Source organism: Clostridia bacterium, from assembly GCA_026414765.1.
Classification (GTDB): Bacteria; Bacillota; Clostridia; order Acetivibrionales; family DSM-27016; genus SKW86.
The window spans coordinates 114,780-135,596 of the sequence record JAOAIJ010000009.1 but is presented as its reverse complement, the minus strand read 5'-3'; the positions used below and the strand labels follow the sequence as shown (position 1 = coordinate 135,596).

Below are 20,817 nucleotides of genomic sequence, written 5' to 3'. Positions count from 1 at the left end.
TATAACGGAGGGATGGCTGGTGGCAAATATACTTGTTGTTGATGATATTGCAGTCATGAGGAAAAAGATAATCACAATGCTGCTCGAAGCAGGTCATAATGTCATAGCAGAAGCAGAAGACGGAGAGCAAGCATTCAAGGAGTATGAAAAGTACAGACCGGATTTGGTAATGATGGACATTACAATGCCGAATCTTGATGGTATAGGTGCGGTCAAAAAAATTATTGCAGAATATCCTGATGCAAGGATCATCATGGTCAGTGCCATTGCTCAAAAGCATATGGTTCTGATGGCGCTTCAATGCGGTGCCAAAAACTATATACTAAAGCCTGCAGAATATTCGAGGCTTGTAGAAACAATAGATAAGGTACTGAGGGAAGAAGCAAATGCAAAAAGAGCAAAGGTAGAGAATGTGAAGGTTTCCTCAGAGAACTGCAGAAACAGTACAAAACTGCCAGAAGCTGGCGTTGATACGCCTTCTTTCACTGTCGTAAATGATAATGGAACATTTTATATTAAAATGCAAAACAACCTTGACAAACTAAATGTAAAGTCTCTGTGTAATGCGGTTCAAGGGTTTCTTTTCATTAAACCCTTGAATATAGTATTTGATTTTGCTGAGTTACAATCAATGGAGACAGAAGTACTCAGTTCAATAATCGATTTGTATTCTCAGATAAAGCAGGTTGGGGGGAGTGTAAATTTCATTTCACAAAATAAAGAGCTCAAGGAGTTTTTCAATGAGCAGTATGGGCAGATTGTACGGATAGAGTAGGGATTACCCACAGATAAATCTCTCGTGTGGTATTTTATGGAAGGGATTAGAATGAGTAAAATTAAACCGGATTCAGAAATGAAGTACAGAGGTGAATACATTAAGCGTATCACGAAAGTACTGGAGTTTATTGATAATAACTTAAGTTTGGAGCTATCGGTAGAAAATCTGGCTAATATAGCTTGCTTTTCACCATATCACTTTCATCGTATATTTCATTCTATAGTGGGTGACAGTGTAAGCAATTATGTTAAGAAGCGAAAGCTGACAGCGGCAGCTAACAAGCTTTTATACAGTCCTGGTGCCACTGTCACTGCGATAGCACTTGAGTTTGGATTTTCTTCACACTCGGATTTTTCCAGATCTTTTAGAGCGTATTTTAAAACCAGCCCTACTCAGTTTGTCAAAAGCAAAATGAGCAGACGAAAGCTAATAGATAGCTCAGCATTAAGTCATAGGGAAGCAGTAGGTATACATGGAAAGGAAGACAGTGATATAGATAGAAAAATCCGGGTTATTTCCTTGCCGGATTTCAATGTAGCATATGTACGCAATGTAGGACTTTCGGAAGAGTATAAAAGTACAGCAATAGAGAATTCATTCCAGATGTTGTTTGTTTGGGCAAAAGCCAGGGATTTAGTAAATGACGATATGCAGATAATCGGCATAACACTTGACAGTCCCGAAGTGATTCCGTTAAGTGAATGCCGGTATGATATTTGTATAACTGTTCCGGAAAGTATCCAGGCTGATGGTGTGGCAGGGGTCAGAAAAGTCAATGCAAACGGCCGATATCTTTCATATTGCTTTGGGAGAGAAGATGCAGAATTTAGCAGGATTTTCTTTCAAACAATTGATTACATATACGGCTATTGGATGATGACAAACGGTTACCTTCCGGATGATAAGCCCTGTGTGGAGTTTTACAGAACAGACAGGGAGACCGGTAACGTCATAATGGAATTCTGCATACCTATAAAACCATTTTAGCAAGATTTGTATAATATTTAGCAACAATTGAAAAGCGCCTTTATGTTTTTATATGTGATAATTTCACTATAAAGTGCATGGATGGCGCTTTTATCATGCTAAAGCTATAATACTTGACAGGAGGTTTATTTATGCAGAACTTGAAGTTTGAGCCTGCTTATGAGATAGGAGAAAAAATAAGGCAGGGCAGGGTTACGTCAGTAGATGTAGCCAATTCAGTTATTAACCAGATTTCAAAACTTAACAAAGACATTAATGCAGTGGTTACATACGATAGCCAGAAAGTACTCGAAGAGGCCGGAAGAGCGGATGATCTTGTCAGGCAGAATAAGAAAACAGGCCCGCTTCATGGAGTTCCGGTTACTATTAAAGACGTTTTCGAGACTTCAGGAATGCGTACTACATCAAGCCACAAAGCTTATGAGAATAATATACCTTTAGAAGATGCTACAGTTGTCAGACGTCTCAGAGAAGCAGGGGCTATTATTCTGGGAAAGACAAACCTTCCCGAGTTGGCAATGGATTGCCAGACAGACAGTCCTTTGTTCGGAAGAACAAATAATCCATGGGATTTTGAACGTACAGCAGGTGGAAGCAGCGGGGGAAGTGCTGCTGCGGTAGCTTCGGGAATGTCATTTATGGATATAGGTAATGATCTGCTGGGGTCAGTAAGAATACCATCGCATTTTTGCGGCATTTATAGCCTTGTCCCAACGGAAAAGCTGGTGCCAAATACCGGTATTCTCACAGGAAAGCAGGCATATGGGACTTTGCGTTCTTTTATGAGGGTTGGGATTATGGCAAGATCAATAAGGGATCTGGAATTGGGCTTAAGTATTATTGCTGGGCCGGATGAAGAAGAAATCGACGTAGCTCCCGTAAATATCAACACAGAACAGCTTTTTGACCTGAACAATATACGTGTTGCATGGACTGATAATCCGGGCGGACTTACAGCATCAAACGATACTTCTCAAGCAATTAAGGGTTTTATTGAAAAATTGAAGGCAAGAGGGATAAAAACAAAAAAGATAAACAAAGAAGATTTTGATTTTAATGCGGCAAGGAATGTTTTCCTCAGATTTTTCTATACTGTCATAGGTGCAGAAATACCGGCCGTGTTCCGGCTTCTGGCAAGATATCTGGGTAGGAAGAAATATTTTGATATGAGTATGAAAAAGTATCTGGAAGCCGAAAAAATCCGTTATGGGCTAGTAAAGCAAATAGAAGGGCTTTTTTCGGGTTGGGATGTACTTGTTTGTCCGGTTACTGCTACACCTGCCTTTACTCATATGAAGGCTGACAGCTATATTGGCATTAATCCTGTTTATAAAAAAGGCATAAATGTAGATGGTACTGAGGTTAACTATGCTGCTGCAAATATGGGGTTTACAATACCTTTCAACGTTACAGGCAGTCCTGTTGTTACAATTCCCGTCGGGTTTTCCAGTGAAGGTCTGCCTATAGGAGTACAATTAGTGGGGAAACGGTTCAGTGATCAGAAATTGCTTTCAATTGCTCAGGTTCTTTCTGATATTGCAGACTCTTTCAGAAATCCTCAACTTTAGTATAATGTTACAATAAATGGATATATGTCAAAAATCCGGGATAAACCCGGATTTTTGACATATATCCATTTATCTTTTCTTAATTTCGTTAACAACTTAATTAGGCTTCTTCACTATGTAATCTCATCTGAAGCTGGCACAACGCATTAAGTTAACTGGTAAGTATAGTTATTGACACAAAACAATTCAATAGGGTACTATTTATGTAAACTAAATAATGATAGAGGCAGGCCAGACAAGAGTAAACAAGTTGAGAAATAAGAGTATTCAATGAAACTTGCTGGAAGGGGATGGTCCCGAAAGCGGAAAATTCTCTTGGATTCCGGCTTGGTTGGCACAGCAGATTGGCTTAACATGTAACTAAAAATAAGATGGCGATTGGTTAATCCATTCGCCTTTAATATTGACTAGGAAATTATTCAGGGGAGAGATTTATGGCTGGGATTGTTGTAGTTGGAGGAGGATGGGCAGGCTGTGCAGCTGCTGTAAGCGCAAGAAAAGCAGGAGCAGAGGTTCTTCTGGTTGAAAAAACTGATATGCTGCTTGGCACAGGTTTAGTTGGCGGTATAATGAGAAATAACGGAAGGTATACAGCTGCAGAAGAGATGATAGCTATGGGAGGCGGTGATCTGTTCAGGCTATGTGACGGGAACTCCAGACACAGGGATGTTGAATTCCCTGGGCATAGACATGCAAGCCTTTATGACATATCCGCAATCCATGGAGCAGTCCTAAATTATTTGTCGGAACTGGGCATTAAAATCTGTTTTAGAACAAGGATTAAGAAATTGAGTATTCAGGAGGGAGCTATAGCGGGCATTACGGATAGTAATGGGAATTCTGTCAGCGGGGATGTCTATATCGACGCTACAGGCACAGCGGGTCCTGTAAAAAACTGCACTAAATATGGAAACGGCTGTGCTATGTGCATAATCAGATGCCATAGTTTTGGAGGAAGAATCAGCCTGACCGGTCTGGCAGGAATAGACGAGCTGGTGGGTAAGAAACAGGACGGTTCTCTGGGTGCTATGAGCGGTTCCTGTAAACTTAATAAAGAGTCGTTGTCAAAAGCAATACAAATGGAACTGAATCGGAATGGTGTTGCTGTTATTCCGGTACCCGAGGAGCTTGCGGAAGATCATCTTGGGGTTAAGGCCTGTCAGCAGTATGCATTGAAGGAGTTTAAGGATAACATAATACTTCTTGATACAGGACATGCAAAGCTTATGGCACCATATTTTGATTTGGAAAATCTTAGGAAGATACCTGGCTTTGAAAATGCCAGATATGAAGATCCATATGCAGGCGGATTGGGTAATTCAATGAGATACTTTGCAATGGCTCCCAGGGATAATTTCTTAAAGGTACAAGGGATACACAACCTGTTTTGCTGTGGAGAAAAAGCGGGACTCCTGGTTGGTCATACAGAGGCAATAGTAACTGGTACTTTAGCAGGTCATAACAGTGTAAGGTTTTGTGCGAATAAACCGCTGTTTCAGATCCCTGGTGCCCTGGCAACCGGTGATGCGATTGCTTACGTAAAAGAGACTATGGCTACGGAAGAGGGTATGTCAAAAAAATATACGTTTTCGGGGTCAGTATACTTTGAGCGGATGAAAACGCTTGGCATGTATACCACTGATGAAGAACTGATATATGAAAGAGTCAAAGCAGCAGGTGCTTTGGGTATTTTTTCGGAAAGGGTAATATAACATAATTCAGGGGGTTATTTTAATGCACTTGGGAGTGCTACACTTAATCTATGTATTAATGGTTTTGATTGTTATCATAACCATGGCGTTTAAAAAGGATATAGTACTACCTTGTATTGTCGGTTTATTTGCCATCGGATTTGCATTTACGGGAAATCTGCTAAAAGCAGTTCAGGTAATATACAATTCATTGATAGCGTCAGGAGAAGAATTTCTGGGTATTATAGTTATCATATCTCTCGTGGTTGCAATGTCTAAAGCCTTAAAGGATATTGGAGCAGATGAGCTTATGATGAGTCCTGTAAAGAGGTTAATGGTAAGCAGAAATATAGCTTTTTGGGTGCTTGGTTTTGTTATGCTGATTATTTCATGGTTCATATGGCCATCTCCTGCAGTAGCAATGGTTGGGGCTATCATGCTGCCGGCAGCGATAGGTGCAGGATTACCTGCCATATGGGCAGCTGTTGCGATGAATTTGTTCGGTCACGGAATCGGATTATCCAGTGATTACTTTATACAGGGGGCACCCTCCATAACAGCAAAGGCAGCTGGCATACAAAACACTATGGAGATAATGAGGGCGAGTTTGCCTTTATGGGTTACAATGAGTGTTGTAACTGTCTTAACAGCCTTTATTTTTATGAGAAAAGATCTAAAAAATAAGACTGTTCAAAAATCACAACCAAGTGCGGGTTTGAAAAAAGAAAATGTAAAACCAGGAACTTACTTTGTTGCAGTTATTACACCGGTAGCATTTCTGGCTGACATGATACTTATGTATAAATATGATTTAAAGGGTGGAGATGCAACAGCTCTTGTAGGTGGAACTGCAGTTATACTGATGACGGCGGTTGCTTTGATTCAGCATAAGCTTGTCGGTTCTCTCGAGAAGACTGCTGAGTATATTAAAGACGGATTCATGTTTGGTATCAAAATATTTGCACCTGTTATAGTAATAGGCGCGTTCTTCTTTCTGGGCAGTGAAAGTACGGCTAAAGAAATACTGGGAGCCAACGCAACCGGATTGCTTTCTGATATAGGCGTATACCTGTCAAACAGCATTCCCATATCAACTATACCTGTAGCGATTACACAGGCAACTATAGGAGGAATTACCGGGCTGGATGGTTCGGGCTTTTCCGGATTGCCGCTAATAGGTTCACTTGCACAAACGTTTTCATCTGCAATAGGGATTGATAAAGCAACCTTGGGTGCTCTTGGTCAGATAACTACTATATGGGTAGGAGGCGGAACCATAATTCCATGGAGCGTGATTCCTGTAGCTGCAATATGCGGAGTAGACCCTGTAGAGCTGGCAAGGAAGAATTTGATTCCTGTAATGCTTGGATTTGCAGCAACAGTAATAGTAGCAATCATACTGTTGTAGGACAGGCAATTGTAATAACCTGGGTCGTATTAGAAAATGTACCCCATATTTCTGGCCGGTAGACAGGAACATTATTAGAATATATAATTGTAAGGGCTAAATATAACAGAACTGGATGGATTAACATGAAAGCAGTTATTTTTGACATGGATGGTTTGATGATAGATACTGAGCGACTATACTTTGATACTGAAAGGCAGCTTGCTAAAAGCTTTGGTAAAGAAGTAAAGGACGAAACTTTGTGGAAAATGATGGGCAGGAAGCCGTTGGAATGCATGCAGATTTACGCAGATGATCTTGGTCTGGCCTTACCTGTCGAAGAAATATTAAAGATGAGAGATGACGCGTTTGAACAAAAGCTCATAAATGAAGTTGTGCCTATGCCCGGCCTATTTGAGATGCTGCACGGACTTGAGAATAGATTCAGGCTTGCAATAGCTACAGGCTCTCCTGCCAGGTTTGTGAAAATCATTATGGACAGGCTGAAAATAGAGAGTTATTTCGATGTAATACAAACCTCGGACGAGATCATTAACGGAAAACCTGATCCCGAAATTTATCTGAAAACCATAGAAAAGCTTAATGTTACTCCGGGTGAATGTTTGGTACTTGAAGACTCCAGCAATGGAGCTCTTGCCGGCAAAAAGGCAGGGTGCTATGTAATAGCAGTCCCTTCAGAATATACGAATAAGCAGGATTTCAGTTTTGCAGATTTTAGAGCCTTTGACTTGAATGAAGCCAGACAACATATAAAAATAAAGTTTGAATAATTATGTTTTATACCTGATTTCAGATGGATTAAAGGCTCAGAATGTTGAGCTGAGCCTTTAATCCATCTATTCCTATTAATCTGCATCAAACACCAGGTTTTCTTTTTTGGTCCAGGCAGACCAGCCTCCTGCCGCATTTACACGGATAAAGCCTTCTCTTTCATTTGAAATATATACCGGCATAGTGTAGCCGATTGCTTTTGCCGGGCTTGCTGAGACTTCATCAAATTCCGGGACTTCGTGCACCGGAGTGCCTGCTTTGAGATACCCTTCGATACATAAAGCCTTGCCAACCTCAGCCAGGTTTTTCATGGGTATCCATGCATATTGCACAGCGGGGATATCATATACGATTATTTTGACCTGATACCAGTCATTCCATTGCATAACCGGAGTTAACAGCCTGCCTTTCTCCAAAAGTTTAATTCCGGCTCCGTCTGGGTACAGCCTTCCTTCTGTATTTTTTGTTAGTACTTTCGGTTTTGATGAAACAGGTTTTGTAGGCGTACTGTCATCAGAGGAGATATACCATTTAGGAATCCAGCCAGTGAGTTTTTCCTGCTCTATGTTTACCCAGTCGCCATCTGTTTTTAGTATTTTTATTTCCTTTCCCTGTTTTAAGCTTACGGCTGCACTAAGCAGTGTGGGCTGGGCTTCTGGATAGATAAAGTAATCCGATCCGGGGCGCAGGTATGCCTTGGTCTTTCTATTATTTTCCTCTCTTCTTATGCTTTGTGAATTCAGTTTTTCTATTTTCAGTATGACAGGTTGGTTATGCTGGTTGAGTATATAGATGAATTTTACCGTATTGCCAGGTTCGAAACCGTCTGTTTTGAAATCTTCTTTAATATTTTCACTTAGCATAAATGCTTTTGCAGCTTTTTCATCCGGTACACCGCTTATTTTGATCTCTATAAAATTGCTGTCTATTGCCCCGCTGAATGTTCCGGTATCTGTTTTTATTCCGGAGGCGTACTCCTCGGTATTATCCACATTCTGTGAGGAAACGGTATTCTGATTTGCTTCTTCTGGAGAAGTACGTTCAGGCATATTTGAGTTTGTGCTTGTGGTGGCGGATGTGCCGGGAGATAAACTGTTTTCCACAGAATTATCTGATGCATTGCTTGAACAACCTGTATAGACATAGATAGAAAATAAGAATATAATTATGAAAGCTGTTTTATACTTCATTTTTTTGACTCCTTCCGATCTTACTATTTATGAATTCTACTATGATAGAAATTACCAGGCTTATATGAATTCTTGACTTATTCTTTTAGACGGGAAATTCCGGAAAAAGTTCTGTGATATCGGGTTGTAACAAAAATGTAAAATTTGGTTTTAAAGAAATGCAGGGATTAATATTAATTAACTGTCTATTCATTATGCCGATACTATTCGGATAAAGGCTTTTGAAAAACAAATGCCATAATCAACCGGAACAGAGGTTTATTTATAACAAACAAAAAGACAGGAGGATATAATCATGTGGGTATATTATGTATCAATTATTCTGGCTATAATATCTAATGTTTTTTATTACTTTATTCAAAAATCCATACCACACAACGCAAATCCGCTGCTATCTCTTGCCGTAACTTATTTAACCGCAATGATAACTTGTCTGGTAGTGCTGCCCTTTTATCCGAACAATGAAGGCATGCTGGATTCGTTCAAAAGGTTGAACTGGACCAGCGTTTTCCTCGGAGTAGCTATAGTAGGATTGGAGATGGGCTTCCTGCTGGCTTTCAGAGCGGGGTGGAATATCAGTACAGCCGGCGTACTGGCTAATGTTATTGTTGCAATGATACTGATTCCTGTGGGTATCACAGTATTTAAGGAGCATTTGAAACCTGTGAACATATTAGGGATTATTCTTTGTATTGTAGGATTGGTGCTGGTCAGCAGGAAGTAAGCATAATTGCTCCTGGCAGGGCTGTTTGACAAATTGTAACAGGTTAGGTATAATAAAAGTGAATGACATATTCATTATTGGCCAGGTGAAAAAAAGTGACCCAGTATAAGAAAGATGAAATTAAGCAAAAAATTGATAATGCTGCTATACAGATATTTTTGCGCGAGGGTTATATTAATGCCAAAATGTCTGAAATAGCAAAAAACGCAAAGATTTCAGTTGGAAATATATACAGATATTATTCAAACAAAGATGAATTGTTCTATTCAATAATGCCTGAAGGCTTTGTAAATGAATTTAAAGCAAAATTGTTTATGAAGCTGACTGTTGCCAGAGATAAAGGTCTTGAGGGACATAAAACTGATACTGCCTATCTTGAGGCTACTGAGCAGTTTATCCGGTTTTTGGCAAAACACAGACATCAGTTTATCATACTTGTTGAACATGGAAAAGAAACCAAATATGAAAATTTTAAAGATGATTTGGTAGATTTTCTGATAGAAACAGTAAAAAGAAATTATATGAATTCAGATGAGGGGCAGTATTTTTTAGTACATGATTTAGTGCCAATATTAAGAGTATTGTTTGAGAATCTGATTAATATATATTCCGGAACCATGCGCCAGAACTCAAGTGTAGAAAAAATAACGAATGATTTGAGAATTATCAATAAATACCACTTATCAGGAATGATTGAGGTGTTAAGACCATGGATTACACCCTGAAAGTGTATAAGTTGTTCTTAATTCACAGGCTGGGGTATTTTTGAAAGGGAGAGATCCAATATGGGAGATTTGGTATTTTACTTCAGCGGCACCGGGAATTCACTAAGGGCTGCTGAAAAGATATGCGAAGGCATAGGTGATTGTGAATTGGTGTCCATAGCTGATGCCGTCCTACAAGGGAGGTATGAGTTTAAAGGCCGACGGGCAGGTTTCATTTTCCCCTTGTATTATCTAGGTTTGCCAAAGATAGTTCAGGAGTTTATAAACAAGCTTGAACTAAAAGAGACGGATTATACATATACAGTTATTACCAGAGGGTGGCCGCTGGTTGGGGGAGCTATCAGACAAATGAAACGCTTACTGCGTATAAAAGGTATGAGGCTTGATATGGGGGCATATATACATATGCCAATGAATGATTTCACTCTTGCAAATGTGCCGGAGCCTCATAAGCAGAAAAAAATACTGGGAACCTTCAGCACTCAGGTAGACAGGATAATAAATCTGATTTCCCTGAACAGAAAAAAATTCGATTTTGAGCCTATTGCCTTTATGCTGGACAAGAGAAATAAGCCTTTTATCGAGCGTGTCAATACTCTTGACAGGTACTACTCGGTCAATGAAAATTGTACGGGCTGCAATATATGTGCAGATGTATGTTCCGTAGGAAATATTGAGCTTGTGGATGGAAATCCGGAATGGAAAAGCAAGTGTGAGATGTGTCTGGCATGTTTCCATTATTGTCCCCAAAAAGCTATATGCTATAATGGTAAGTGTACTGAGGTCTACCGATACCACCATCCTGATATAAATATCAGGCGTAAAATTATGGGAAAATGAACAAAGGAGAGCTGCTATGGAAAAAGTATGGACACTTAATACTTCTGCAAGAAAGATACTGAAAGGTTTTCATCTGCTGTTTGCTGCGTGTATGTCGGGAGGGCTGGTATCTGTTCTTGTTTTGCTGCTGCTTAAAAAGTATGGTGCTTTTGATGGGGAAGTGTTTCCTTTGGATTTGGCTATACTCAAAATATACACATGGGTAGTCAATTACAGTTTTTTTGGAATACTTGTGACTTCATTTGTATTTGAACTGTTTACAGAATGGGGGTTTCTGAAACACTTCTGGTTAATTGGCAAGTGGGCTATAATAATCTGCATGTTTCTTGTTACATGGTTTGGATTGGGTCCAGCCGTAGGAGGTATGACATCGATTTCTGATGCGGCATTGAATACTACAACCTTAAGCTCAGAATACTCCGGGTTTTTACAAAAGGCTTTGATCTTTACGCTGAGTGAGATAGCCGGGGTATTGCTATTGATCTTTATTTCAGTCAATAAGCCCTGGGGGAAAAGACAAGGTGCTAAAGCCGTAAACAGGAAAAAAATCCTTGCGGTGGTATTACCGCTAGTATTAGCACTTCTTATATATTCCGGTTATAACTCGGTACGTTTGAACAGTTATAGAAATATGGCCATTCAGGATACGGAACTTACTGATATCAGTGACGGAACATACCATGGTGAAGCGAAGGTAGGAAGTTACATATATAAAGTTGACGTAGACGTTAAGGACAAAAAGATTACAGGAATCCGGTCTGTAGATAATAGAAGAAGCCCTTATGTAACCTATGCTGAGGGTGTATTCAAAAAAATAATAAGAGACCAGAATGCAAATACGGATGTAATAACCGGGGCTACGACTACCAGTAAAGCTTTTATGAAAGCTGTAGAAAATGCATTTAAAGATGCGGAAAGCAAATAAAAAATGAGGGCTGGATACCTACCCAGCCCTCATTTTTTATTTGCCGCTTATGCTAAAGGTTTTATAAACATTTGAGTCCAATAATTGGTTCCAGTGCTGTTTTTGGCCAACCCTACTCCTATCTCGGTATAGGATGGGTTCATAATATTTGCTCTATGCCCTGGTGAATTCATCCAGCCGCTCATGACTTCCTGGGGGGTTCTCTGCCCCATGGCAATATTTTCACCTGCAGCAGAAAATCTCACTCCAAAGCTCTCCATCATGCTAAACGGAGATCCATAAGTCGGAGAGGTATGAGAAAAGTATCCTTTTGTTGCCATATCCTGTGATTTATACCTTGCTACTCTCGAAACCTGCCAGTTTGCTTTTAATGGCTGCAGTCCTGCTTTTGCCCTCTCGATGTTTACAAGACGTATAACCTCATTTTCCTGTGTCTTAACGGCATCGATGTTTGGTATTAATATTTTTTGACCGGGGTATATAAGTGCCGGATTTTTAATCTGCGGATTAATAGATATTATTTCACTTATTCCAATCTGATGCTTTGATGCTATTTTCCACATACTGTCACCGGGTTGGACTATGTGAGTAGTTGACTGTGCGTGTGCCTGTGCAGTGAACAAAACTACAAACAGAGGTAATAAGAATAAAAATCTTTTTATACTTTTCATAGATATTCACCTTTCTTTTAAAGTTTAGTAAAGATTCTTATACACATGAATATTTTCTGTTTGAATGCACACTTTATGTCAAGTAATTATTTATAATGCAGTATTTATTTTCTTTATAAACGATCCGGAATAGTTAACCTAATTTGTTTTTTTAGATGAGTTTAGTTATAAGAACTTAGCTGTTGCAGACTTAGTTCCAACAGCATGTGTATCCGCTTTGTTCAAATAAAAATTATCGAGCTGGCATATCGGAGGAATTAAATTAATAAGGATTATAAAAGTGCAAATAATAAATTATGATAGAATAAAACCTGAATTTACATAAATTTATAGCTGGAGGTTGGTATGGTAAATAAAAAAGGCGGGCTGTCAGCAATTCAACTGACTATGATGGCAGTAGGTACCGTAATCGGAGGTTCTTTTTTTCTGGGCACGGCTATTCCCATAAAGTCAGCCGGACCATCAATAATAATATCATATGTTTTAGGAGGAGCGCTTGTATATTTCATACTTTTTGCTCTTTCCGAAATGACAGTAGCAGATGCGCATCCCGGTTCATTCCGTACTTTTTCCCAGCGTGAATTCGGGCCGGCAGTAGGGTTTGTCACCGGATGGGTTTATTGGACCGGTCTTGTACTTGCTATGTCAAGTGAAGCTATTGCTGTGTCAATATTTTTCAGATTGTGGTTTCCCGGGGTATCTGTTCCGGTACTGGGTTCTTTAATAATTATTTTGATTACCCTTGCCAATCTGTTGGGAGCTGAGCATTTGAGCAGGCTGGAGAGTAGTCTTGCCGGTGTTAAGGTTTTCGCTATTGCTGCATTTATTGTTATCGCTATGGCACTTGTATTTGGATTTTTTCCCGGCAAGCCGGCTGCAGGATATGAGTTAATGGATGCACAGCCGTTCTTATCAGGGGGAATGACCGGTATAGCAGGAAGCATGCTCATAGTCATGTTTTCTTATGCAGGCTTTGAGATAATAGGACTTGCAGCATCAGAAGCCCGTGAACCTGTAAAGACAATACCGAAAGCTATTTTGTATACTGTACTGACGTTGACAATACTATATATTTGTGCCATCGCTTTTGTACTCCCGTTGATTCCTATAGAAAATATAAGTGAGGAAGTAAGCCCTTTTGTAGCTGCTCTGGAGTATAGAGGAATAAGGTGGGCAGCTGGAGCAATAAATATAGTGCTGGTTACTGCTATAATATCTACTATGCTTGCTGCTACTTTCGGACTTGGGAGGATGATGCGCTCATTAACCGATGAGGGGCATGCACCGGCATGGATTAAAGACAGCGGAGAAGTTCCTTACAGGGGTATTCTGTTTTCCGGATCTGCTATGCTGATAGGGCTGGGGATGAGTTTTTTTCTACCCAGGGAGGTATATATATTCCTGGTAAGTTCGGGAGGTTTTTCGTTATTATTTACCTACTTAATTATCCTTCTCACTCACAATAAGTTCCGCAAAAATCATGGGTGTCCCCCGAGAGGCAAGTGCCAATTACCTTTGTTTCCCTATACATCATGGGCAGCTATTATTGCGGTGACAGGAATAATTGTCAGTATGCCCTTAGTACCGGGACAGGGGTTGGGGCTGGCAGCGGGGATAATCCTTTTGGTATTCTATTCCATATGCTATATGGTAATCAGGTATATGAAAAGAAAGAGGTTAAAGTATGCAGGTAGGTAATCTTATCCCATAACGCAGTTCTTACCGCTTTTTTTACCTATATATAAATATTTGTCCGCGATGCTGATAATATCCTGTACCTTCAGGTTTCTTTTATACTCACAAATACCGAAGGTTATGGATACAAAGAGTTTGTTACCATGGTAGCTGGCGCTGTCACTGCATATTTCTTTCCGTAGTGCCTCAGCAATTTCCTTGCCTTTTGCAAGGTCTGTGTCGGGAAGTACTATCATAAATTCTTCTCCACCCCAGCGTGCAATCTTACCTTTTGTATCTACGATTTTTTTCATTATGGCAGCGATATGTACAAGTATAAAATCACCGCAATCGTGGGTGTGTTCATCGTTAAAGTTTTTAAAATCATCAATATCACCAATTATCAGTGTGAAAGGCTTGCTACTCATCCGGGAAAACTGTATCTGATTTTCTATTTCATCCAGCATTCTTCTTCTGTTATGCAGCCCGGTCAGTGGATCAGTGAAAGCCAAAAATTCCAGTTCCTTGTTTACACTTTTCAATTTGTCTTCAAATTTACTTGCAGCTTTGCTGTAATAGTATGAGAGCAATGCAAGTACGACAAAACACATGGAAATATTCATATAGTTCAACCTACTCAGAGGGGTTTGAGGCAGTATTATCACCGGTGCAGTGTTGAGTGAAAAGTAGTTCATAAAAAGATATACTAAGCTTAAAGTAATAATTAAAAGTTTTTTTGCTGTGTTGCATATAGTTGAGGCATAAAATAAAAGAGGGATTAGACATATTACATACATATGGAAGCCACTGTTCCACCCTAGGAAATATGTAGCTAAAACGGCGTGGATAACAACTTCTATGATTCCAATAAAAAATGAAATGTTTTGTTTTCCTTTACGGTTCAGGAAGAAACAGACAGCATAGCTTATGCAGCTTAATATGTTTACAAATACCAGGAACTTGACCTCCAAAAATGCAAATAAGGGGATAAAGCTGGCATGTGCGATAAAGCCGATTATTGACGTATAATTAATAACCAGATAAAACCTGTAATATTTATTTGTTATAGTTGTGTTTGCAAAAGAGCCAGATATGTAAGAAAGAATCTTTTTTATCATTTTTTCCTCACAGTAATAAATTTTATAAATGTGAGATTAGATTCATATTGCTTAAACAAATTATACCATATAATTTTCAGATGTTACAGCAGGATTTTACATTTATGCGTACCTATTAACAAATAATAAATCTAGTAAAAAGCAATCCGGCAGGGGTTGGTAAGAACATGTATTGCTTAACCGCATACTCAAATATAATACAGGAGTAAAAGCAAATGTCCATAGAGAGGATACATACGGATAACTCCAGGTATAGCGACCGTATCTGGGAGCTTGATTTCCTTAGGGGTATAGCTCTGGTTTTTATGATTTATTTTCATATTATATATGACTTAAGTGAGATGTTTGACTATAGAATCAATTATAGCAGTGGGGTAAATCACTTAATAGGTAAGATGTCAGCTATACTCTTCATATTCATTTCTGGAGTCAGCAGTTCCATAAGCAGAAATAATTTGAAAAGAGGATTTAAAGTATTATTTTTTGCTGGTGCCATTACTTTGGCGACCTGGATCTATAACCCCCGTTTTATAATTATTTTCGGAATTCTGCACTTTCTAGGGGTATGTATGATCCTTACACAGTTATTTTCCAGGATAAAAAACTATCTTCTTCTTTTCAGTGGCACATTGGTTATTATGGCCGGGGTTTTTGTTAAGAGGATACATGTACCAAATGACATATACTTTATTTTCGGGGTGGTCGGTGAGAAATTCACATCATCCGATTATTATCCCATGGTACCATGGTTGGGTATATTTTTATATGGGCTTGCTGTGGGTAAAATGCTGTATAAACATAAAAAGAGTGTATTTAGGTTTAGAATGAAGGATAATTTGATCAGCCGGGCCGGAAGGAAAACACTGCTATTCTATATTTTGCATCAGCCTCTGATTGTAGGGACAATTATTCTGTTTAGGCAAATATTCTGATACTGGAATGCAGGTGAAAGGTATGGATTATCATATATTATCAATTTTGTAAGCAATATAAATAAAAAATGGTATAATAGACTTTATAATTTGAATTCAGGGGGAAAAGGGATATAGTATGACAATTGACAGTATTTATAAAAGATATATACCTGCTTTTATGCCGCCGGTAGAAACCAAGGGGGAAGCATTCTGGTTTTTGTTTGACTCAGGGAAGATGCTTGTAAAGCCGGAAGATAATGGATACACTTTACCGATATATAGAAATCTGGAAGGAATAGGTTTGAAAACTTTGAGGATCTTGTTTCTGGGTGAGTTTGACGGACTACCCTGTTATTCTGCAGAGGTTGATTCACAATTGAAAGCACCGGAGGGTATGGAGTATAGAGACTTAAGATCCCTGTTCGGGATGATCGAAGATGATACATTTTTATTAGCAGGGAGAGCTTCACAACTGCTGCATTGGGATAGTACCCACAGCTATTGTGGAAGGTGTGGTAACGTTACAGAAACCAAGAGTGATGAAAGAGCAAAGATTTGTAAAGGATGCGGACTTGTGAGTTATCCAAGGATTTCTCCTGCGATAATTGTAGCTGTTGTGAAGGAAAAAAAACTGCTTCTGGCACACTCGGCACATTTTCCGGGGGGGTTATATAGTGTTATAGCGGGCTTTGTAGAGCCGGGTGAAACCTTTGAAGAATGTGTAAAACGTGAAGTGATGGAAGAAGTGGGGATCAGGATAGCAAATCCCAAGTATTTTGGTAGTCAGCCATGGCCTTTCCCCGATTCTTTAATGGTAGCTTTTACCGCTGAATATGAGAGCGGAGATATTAAGGTTGACGGAAAGGAAATCAGTGATGCAGGCTGGTATGGAAAGGATGAGCTTCCACATGTACCATCAAGAATGAGTATTGGTGGACGCTTGATAAATTGGTTTAAGGAAAACTATTAAAAGAACTAAAAGTTTTGCCTGAAAGATAATTATTTTGTAGGATTGCCTGTGGCAAAACAGAATATATATACTCATACATAAAAGGAAAATGGCGGCTCCAGATCGATGAGCCGTCAAAACTTCTTGTGATATAGGAAGAAGATAATGATATAACTGATACAAGCAGAGTGATTTCTATCTAAATTGAGCTTGGGTAGAATACTGTGAGCATAATGGAAGAGCTGAATAGAATAATTACGAAACAGTACTGGGATATGCCCGGAAAAGAAGGCTGAAGACGCCAGAAATGAAAGGGTTTTACTGGTGGGAAAGTACTTATTTACTTTATTGAAAGTAAAAGCTCATTTTACTCAAACAAGAATTTGCTTTTTCCAAAGTTACATCAGTATGATCTATAAAATGTCTTAAAAGAAGAGCTTTCTGTAATGGAACCTATTATAGCTAACTTAAGTGAGAGAATAAAACTATAATATTTGGTGAATCAATAAGGGGGGATGTGTTTTGTACTCATCCCTTTGTTTTTTGTAATATTTAGTACTTGAAGCCTTTGTATCACCTGTGGTTCATGTGACGGGAAATAGGAGTTTGAATAAATTCATTTTTTTAAATGAAAATGAGTGAATATAGTTGAAAATAGTTGTAATTAATAGTATAATTATTGCAAAGTTGGTAAGTTGGTGATATCGTATGGAATATAAAATGAATAATATTAAGTACCTGGAACATATTTCTGCTGTACCTGGGAGAGAAATGATTCTGGCGCGGATAGGCTATAAAAAAGATAAGACTGTGCTTGATGAGCGCAATACTAAAATGATCGATGAAGGAATCAGGACGGGAGAACTCTTGTGCAATGTGAGAGGTGCATATGGACGTTTTGGCATCGTTGACAGAAGTGAGTCACATATAAAACTTATGAATGGCGTTATTTTTAAGAGTGAAAATCTTTCAAAGCTGCTGAGTATGAGCAGTGAAGTGGTATTAATGGCTTCTACTGCCGGTAAGGATGTAGTGGAAAGAATATCACGGGAGATAAATAGCGGGAATGCTGCATTTGGAGTAATTCTTGATTCAGTAGCTTCACAGACAGCAGATGCAGGACTGAACTGGTTGAGCAATTTTTTGAACAAGATATTATCAAGAGAAGGCAGGAAACTTACAAAGCATAGATATAGCCCGGGTTTTGGTGATTTGCCGCTGTCATATCAAAGGGTAATATTTGAATTACTTGGACTTGGTAAATTGGATATGGAGCTTACAGACAGTTTTATGCTTATGCCGGAAAAGTCTGTTATTGCCATAGCAGGTGTAGAAGAGGCTTGACTGGCACCATAGGTTGATTTAAGCGTAGAAGCCGCCTCGGGATTTTTTGATTTGAAAACAATGAAAGGGATGGAGAAAGCATGGATAGGAAGTCTTTTAGACAGTATTTACGTGAAAGAATAGTGATGCTTGACGGTGCTACCGGAACCGAACTGCAAAAAAGGGGGATGCCTCAAGGTGTGTGTCCGGAGCAATGGGTAATCGAAAATCCAGAGGTTATTCTTGATGTGCAGGATGAGTATATTAAAGCGGGTTCGAATATAGTTTATTCCTGCACTTTTGGTGGAAATAGGGTTAAGCTTGAGGAATTTGGTTTTGGCGGCAGAGTAGTAGAGATAAATAGAGAACTTGCTGAGTTATCAAAAAAAGCAGCAGGAGGGAATTGTTTTGTTGCCGGTGACCTGGCTCCTACGGGAAGATTCGTAGAGCCTTTCGGAGATTTGCCCTTTGAGGAGTGTGTGGATATATATAAGGAGCAAGTGAAAGGTCTGCTGGAAGGTGGCGTTGATTTATTTGTTATTGAAACCATGATGGATATACAGGAAGCAAGAGCGGCTTTGCTGGCTGTAAAGGAAAGTTGTGATCTGCCTGTTATGGTCAGTATGACCTTCGATAAGGATAAAAGAACCTTGACGGGAACTGATCCTGTTACGGCTCTTATTACACTACAGAGTCTCGGAGCTGATGCAGTAGGATGCAATTGTTCTACAGGACCTGAAGATATGCTGGAAGTTTTGAATATGATGAAGCCTTTTGCAAAAGTCCCTCTTATGGCAAAACCGAATGCGGGACTACCAAAACTGATCGATGGGAAAACGGTTTTTGACATGGAGCCCGTAGCGTTTGGGAGATATGCAGATGCATTTGTGGAGGCAGGAGTAAATCTTATAGGAGGCTGCTGCGGAACTTCACCTGCGTATATAAGTGAAATGAAACGGGGGATAAGCGGGCTGGTACCGTCGAAGGTAGAGACCGAAATATTCAGTGCGCTTACTTCAGCAAGAAGTACAGTGTTTTTCGGATATGATAAACCTGTATCGGTCATAGGAGAAAGGATAAACCCTACGGGTAAGAAAAAGCTTAAGGAAGAACTCAAAGAAGGCAAAATGACAGAAGTAAGGCGCTTTGCAATTGAACAGGCTGAAAAGGGTGCTGCAGTTCTGGATGTAAATGTAGGCATGCCGGGAATAGATGAAAAGGAAACAATGGTTAAGGTGGTAGGACTGCTGAGCAATGTTTCTGAAGTACCGCTTTGCCTGGATTCATCATCACCCGAAGTGTTGGAAGCTGCTTTAAGGATATATCCCGGGAGGGCCCTGATAAATTCAGTTTCTGCAGAAAAGGCAAAGATTGAAAAACTACTTCCGGTAGCGGCAAAATATGGAGCAATGTTCATACTTCTTCCGTTGAGTGACGAGGGGGTTCCTGAAGAGGCTGAAGACAGGATTAAATTAATAGAGCAGGTATATTGCGAAGCGTGCAAGTATGGTTATGGGAAAAATGATATAGTGGTAGATGGACTTGTGATGACAGTCTCCTCAAATCAAAAGGCGGCACTGGAAACGCTTAAGGTAATCGAGTGGTGTTCGGATATTTTTAAGTGTGGGACTGTAGTGGGTTTATCAAATGTGTCCTTCGGCCTTCCTGAGAGAAGCTGGATAAATACTGCTTTCCTTGCAATGGCTATAGACAGGGGATTGACTATGGCTATAGCAAACCCATCCAGTGACATACTTATGAATATTAAGTTTGCTTGTGACGTTTTAACTGCGAAAGATAAAAACAGCTTGAACTATATAGGCTTTTTCTCCAAGGATACAGGTGAAAATACAATCCACGATAGTAAACTGCAAAAGGATCACATCCCAACAGTTCAAAAAATATATGATGCAGTGGTGAAAGGGAGCAAGGATAGTATTACCGGACTTATTGACATTGCTCTGGGTGAAGGCATAAAACCGGCAGAAATTGTTGACAGCTATCTGATTCCTGCTATTACCCAGGTAGGAAAACTCTTTGACGAAAAAAAATATTTCCTTCCTCAGTTGATACAGAGTGCAGAGACGATGAAAACTGCTTTCGAGCGAATCGAGCCACTCCTTAAAACTACGGAAAGTCAGAACAGTATGGGTGGTGCAGTCATAGTTCTGGCTACTGTGAAGGGAGATATACATGATATAGGTAAAAACATAGTTGCATTAATGCTTAAAAATTATGGATTTAAAGTACATGATCTTGGAAAGGATGTTAGTGCAGAGGTGATTGTAGCCAAAGCGAAGGAACTGGATGCTCAAATAATAGGTTTGTCTGCGCTGATGACAACAACTATGGTAGAAATGAAGAATGTAATAGATCTGGCCAGAGCGGAAGGCATCAAAAGCAAGTTTATGATCGGTGGAGCTGTTGTCGATGAAAAATATGCAGATGAGATAGAAGCCGACGGATACTCCAGAGACGCGTATGAGGCGGTCAAGCTGGCACAGAAGCTAGCGGGAGTGAAATAGATACCAGGTATCGTCAAAGTAGGATAGATAAACAAA

The 20,817-nt window shown here is 39.5% G+C and carries 17 protein-coding genes, 1 pseudogene and 1 riboswitch; of the genes and pseudogenes, 15 read left to right on the top strand and 3 right to left on the bottom strand.

Annotation, left to right across the window (positions count from 1 at the left end):
- The first annotated feature begins 16 nt into the window (after nucleotides 1–16).
- The 6 genes and pseudogenes from N3I35_01665 to N3I35_01640 all read left to right on the top strand — a co-directional run bounded on the left by N3I35_01665 (nucleotide 17) and on the right by N3I35_01640 (nucleotide 7,202).
- Nucleotides 17–373 (top strand): annotated as a pseudogene (locus tag N3I35_01665) (response regulator).
- A gap of 453 nt (nucleotides 374–826) precedes the next feature.
- On the top strand, nucleotides 827–1,765 hold the full coding sequence (locus tag N3I35_01660; protein MCX8128789.1) for an AraC family transcriptional regulator: 939 nt from the start codon (nucleotides 827–829) through the stop codon (nucleotides 1,763–1,765).
- A gap of 131 nt (nucleotides 1,766–1,896) precedes the next feature.
- Nucleotides 1,897–3,333: an amidase gene (locus N3I35_01655; GenBank protein ID MCX8128788.1), complete on the top strand. Its 1,437-nt coding sequence runs from the start codon at nucleotides 1,897–1,899 to the stop codon at nucleotides 3,331–3,333.
- 213 nt (nucleotides 3,334–3,546) lie between these two features.
- Nucleotides 3,547–3,719: riboswitch (Lysine riboswitch) on the top strand.
- Between the two features lie 48 nt (nucleotides 3,720–3,767).
- Nucleotides 3,768–5,045: an FAD-dependent oxidoreductase gene (locus N3I35_01650; GenBank protein ID MCX8128787.1), complete on the top strand. Its 1,278-nt coding sequence runs from the start codon at nucleotides 3,768–3,770 to the stop codon at nucleotides 5,043–5,045.
- 22 nt (nucleotides 5,046–5,067) lie between these two features.
- Nucleotides 5,068–6,432 carry a hypothetical protein gene (locus N3I35_01645; GenBank protein MCX8128786.1) on the top strand — a complete coding sequence of 455 codons (1,365 nt, stop codon included), beginning with the start codon at nucleotides 5,068–5,070 and terminating at the stop codon, nucleotides 6,430–6,432.
- A 125-nt stretch (nucleotides 6,433–6,557) separates the two neighbouring features.
- Complete coding sequence (locus tag N3I35_01640) at nucleotides 6,558–7,202, top strand: HAD family phosphatase (GenBank protein ID MCX8128785.1); 645 nt, start codon at nucleotides 6,558–6,560, stop codon at nucleotides 7,200–7,202.
- Nucleotides 7,203–7,277: 75 nt separating this feature from the next.
- On the opposite strand, the gene N3I35_01635 is transcribed toward N3I35_01640, so the two are convergent.
- The gene (locus tag N3I35_01635) at nucleotides 7,278–8,393 is read right to left on the bottom strand and encodes a hypothetical protein (protein MCX8128784.1); all 1,116 of its coding nucleotides are present in this window, start codon (nucleotides 8,391–8,393) and stop codon (nucleotides 7,278–7,280) included.
- Between the two features lie 295 nt (nucleotides 8,394–8,688).
- On the opposite strand from N3I35_01635, the gene N3I35_01630 reads away from it, so the two are divergent.
- The 4 genes from N3I35_01630 (at nucleotide 8,689) to N3I35_01615 (ending at nucleotide 11,607) form a co-directional block, all read left to right on the top strand.
- Nucleotides 8,689–9,117 carry an EamA family transporter gene (locus tag N3I35_01630; GenBank protein ID MCX8128783.1) on the top strand — a complete coding sequence of 143 codons (429 nt, stop codon included), beginning with the start codon at nucleotides 8,689–8,691 and terminating at the stop codon, nucleotides 9,115–9,117.
- Nucleotides 9,118–9,212: 95 nt separating this feature from the next.
- Nucleotides 9,213–9,842 (top strand): TetR/AcrR family transcriptional regulator, encoded by a 630-nt coding sequence (locus N3I35_01625; GenBank protein MCX8128782.1) that lies wholly within the window; start codon nucleotides 9,213–9,215, stop codon nucleotides 9,840–9,842.
- Nucleotides 9,843–9,902: 60 nt separating this feature from the next.
- A complete protein-coding gene (locus tag N3I35_01620; GenBank protein MCX8128781.1) occupies nucleotides 9,903–10,682 on the top strand; it encodes an EFR1 family ferrodoxin in 780 nt (259 codons plus the stop codon).
- A 16-nt stretch (nucleotides 10,683–10,698) separates the two neighbouring features.
- Nucleotides 10,699–11,607: an FMN-binding protein gene (locus N3I35_01615; protein ID MCX8128780.1), complete on the top strand. Its 909-nt coding sequence runs from the start codon at nucleotides 10,699–10,701 to the stop codon at nucleotides 11,605–11,607.
- Between the two features lie 47 nt (nucleotides 11,608–11,654).
- On the opposite strand, the gene safA is transcribed toward N3I35_01615, so the two are convergent.
- Nucleotides 11,655–12,278, bottom strand: a complete 624-nt coding sequence (gene safA, locus N3I35_01610; protein MCX8128779.1) for a SafA/ExsA family spore coat assembly protein — start codon at nucleotides 12,276–12,278, stop codon at nucleotides 11,655–11,657.
- Between the two features lie 345 nt (nucleotides 12,279–12,623).
- Here safA and N3I35_01605 point away from each other — a divergent pair, with 345 nt between their 5' ends.
- Entirely contained in the window at nucleotides 12,624–13,976 is a 1,353-nt protein-coding gene (locus N3I35_01605; protein MCX8128778.1) for an amino acid permease, read from the top strand.
- A 2-nt stretch (nucleotides 13,977–13,978) separates the two neighbouring features.
- Here N3I35_01605 and N3I35_01600 read toward each other — a convergent pair whose 3' ends face one another.
- On the bottom strand, nucleotides 13,979–15,070 hold the full coding sequence (locus tag N3I35_01600; GenBank protein MCX8128777.1) for a GGDEF domain-containing protein: 1,092 nt from the start codon (nucleotides 15,068–15,070) through the stop codon (nucleotides 13,979–13,981).
- Between the two features lie 215 nt (nucleotides 15,071–15,285).
- Here N3I35_01600 and N3I35_01595 point away from each other — a divergent pair, with 215 nt between their 5' ends.
- The 4 genes from N3I35_01595 (at nucleotide 15,286) to N3I35_01580 (ending at nucleotide 20,781) form a co-directional block, all read left to right on the top strand.
- Nucleotides 15,286–16,002, top strand: coding sequence for a DUF1624 domain-containing protein (locus N3I35_01595; GenBank protein MCX8128776.1), 717 nt, complete (start codon nucleotides 15,286–15,288; stop codon nucleotides 16,000–16,002).
- Between the two features lie 118 nt (nucleotides 16,003–16,120).
- Nucleotides 16,121–16,954 (top strand): NAD(+) diphosphatase, encoded by an 834-nt coding sequence (nudC, locus tag N3I35_01590; protein MCX8128775.1) that lies wholly within the window; start codon nucleotides 16,121–16,123, stop codon nucleotides 16,952–16,954.
- Between the two features lie 687 nt (nucleotides 16,955–17,641).
- Complete coding sequence (locus N3I35_01585) at nucleotides 17,642–18,277, top strand: methionine synthase (protein MCX8128774.1); 636 nt, start codon at nucleotides 17,642–17,644, stop codon at nucleotides 18,275–18,277.
- A gap of 80 nt (nucleotides 18,278–18,357) precedes the next feature.
- Nucleotides 18,358–20,781: a homocysteine S-methyltransferase family protein gene (locus N3I35_01580; GenBank protein ID MCX8128773.1), complete on the top strand. Its 2,424-nt coding sequence runs from the start codon at nucleotides 18,358–18,360 to the stop codon at nucleotides 20,779–20,781.
- Nucleotides 20,782–20,817: the final 36 nt, after the last annotated feature.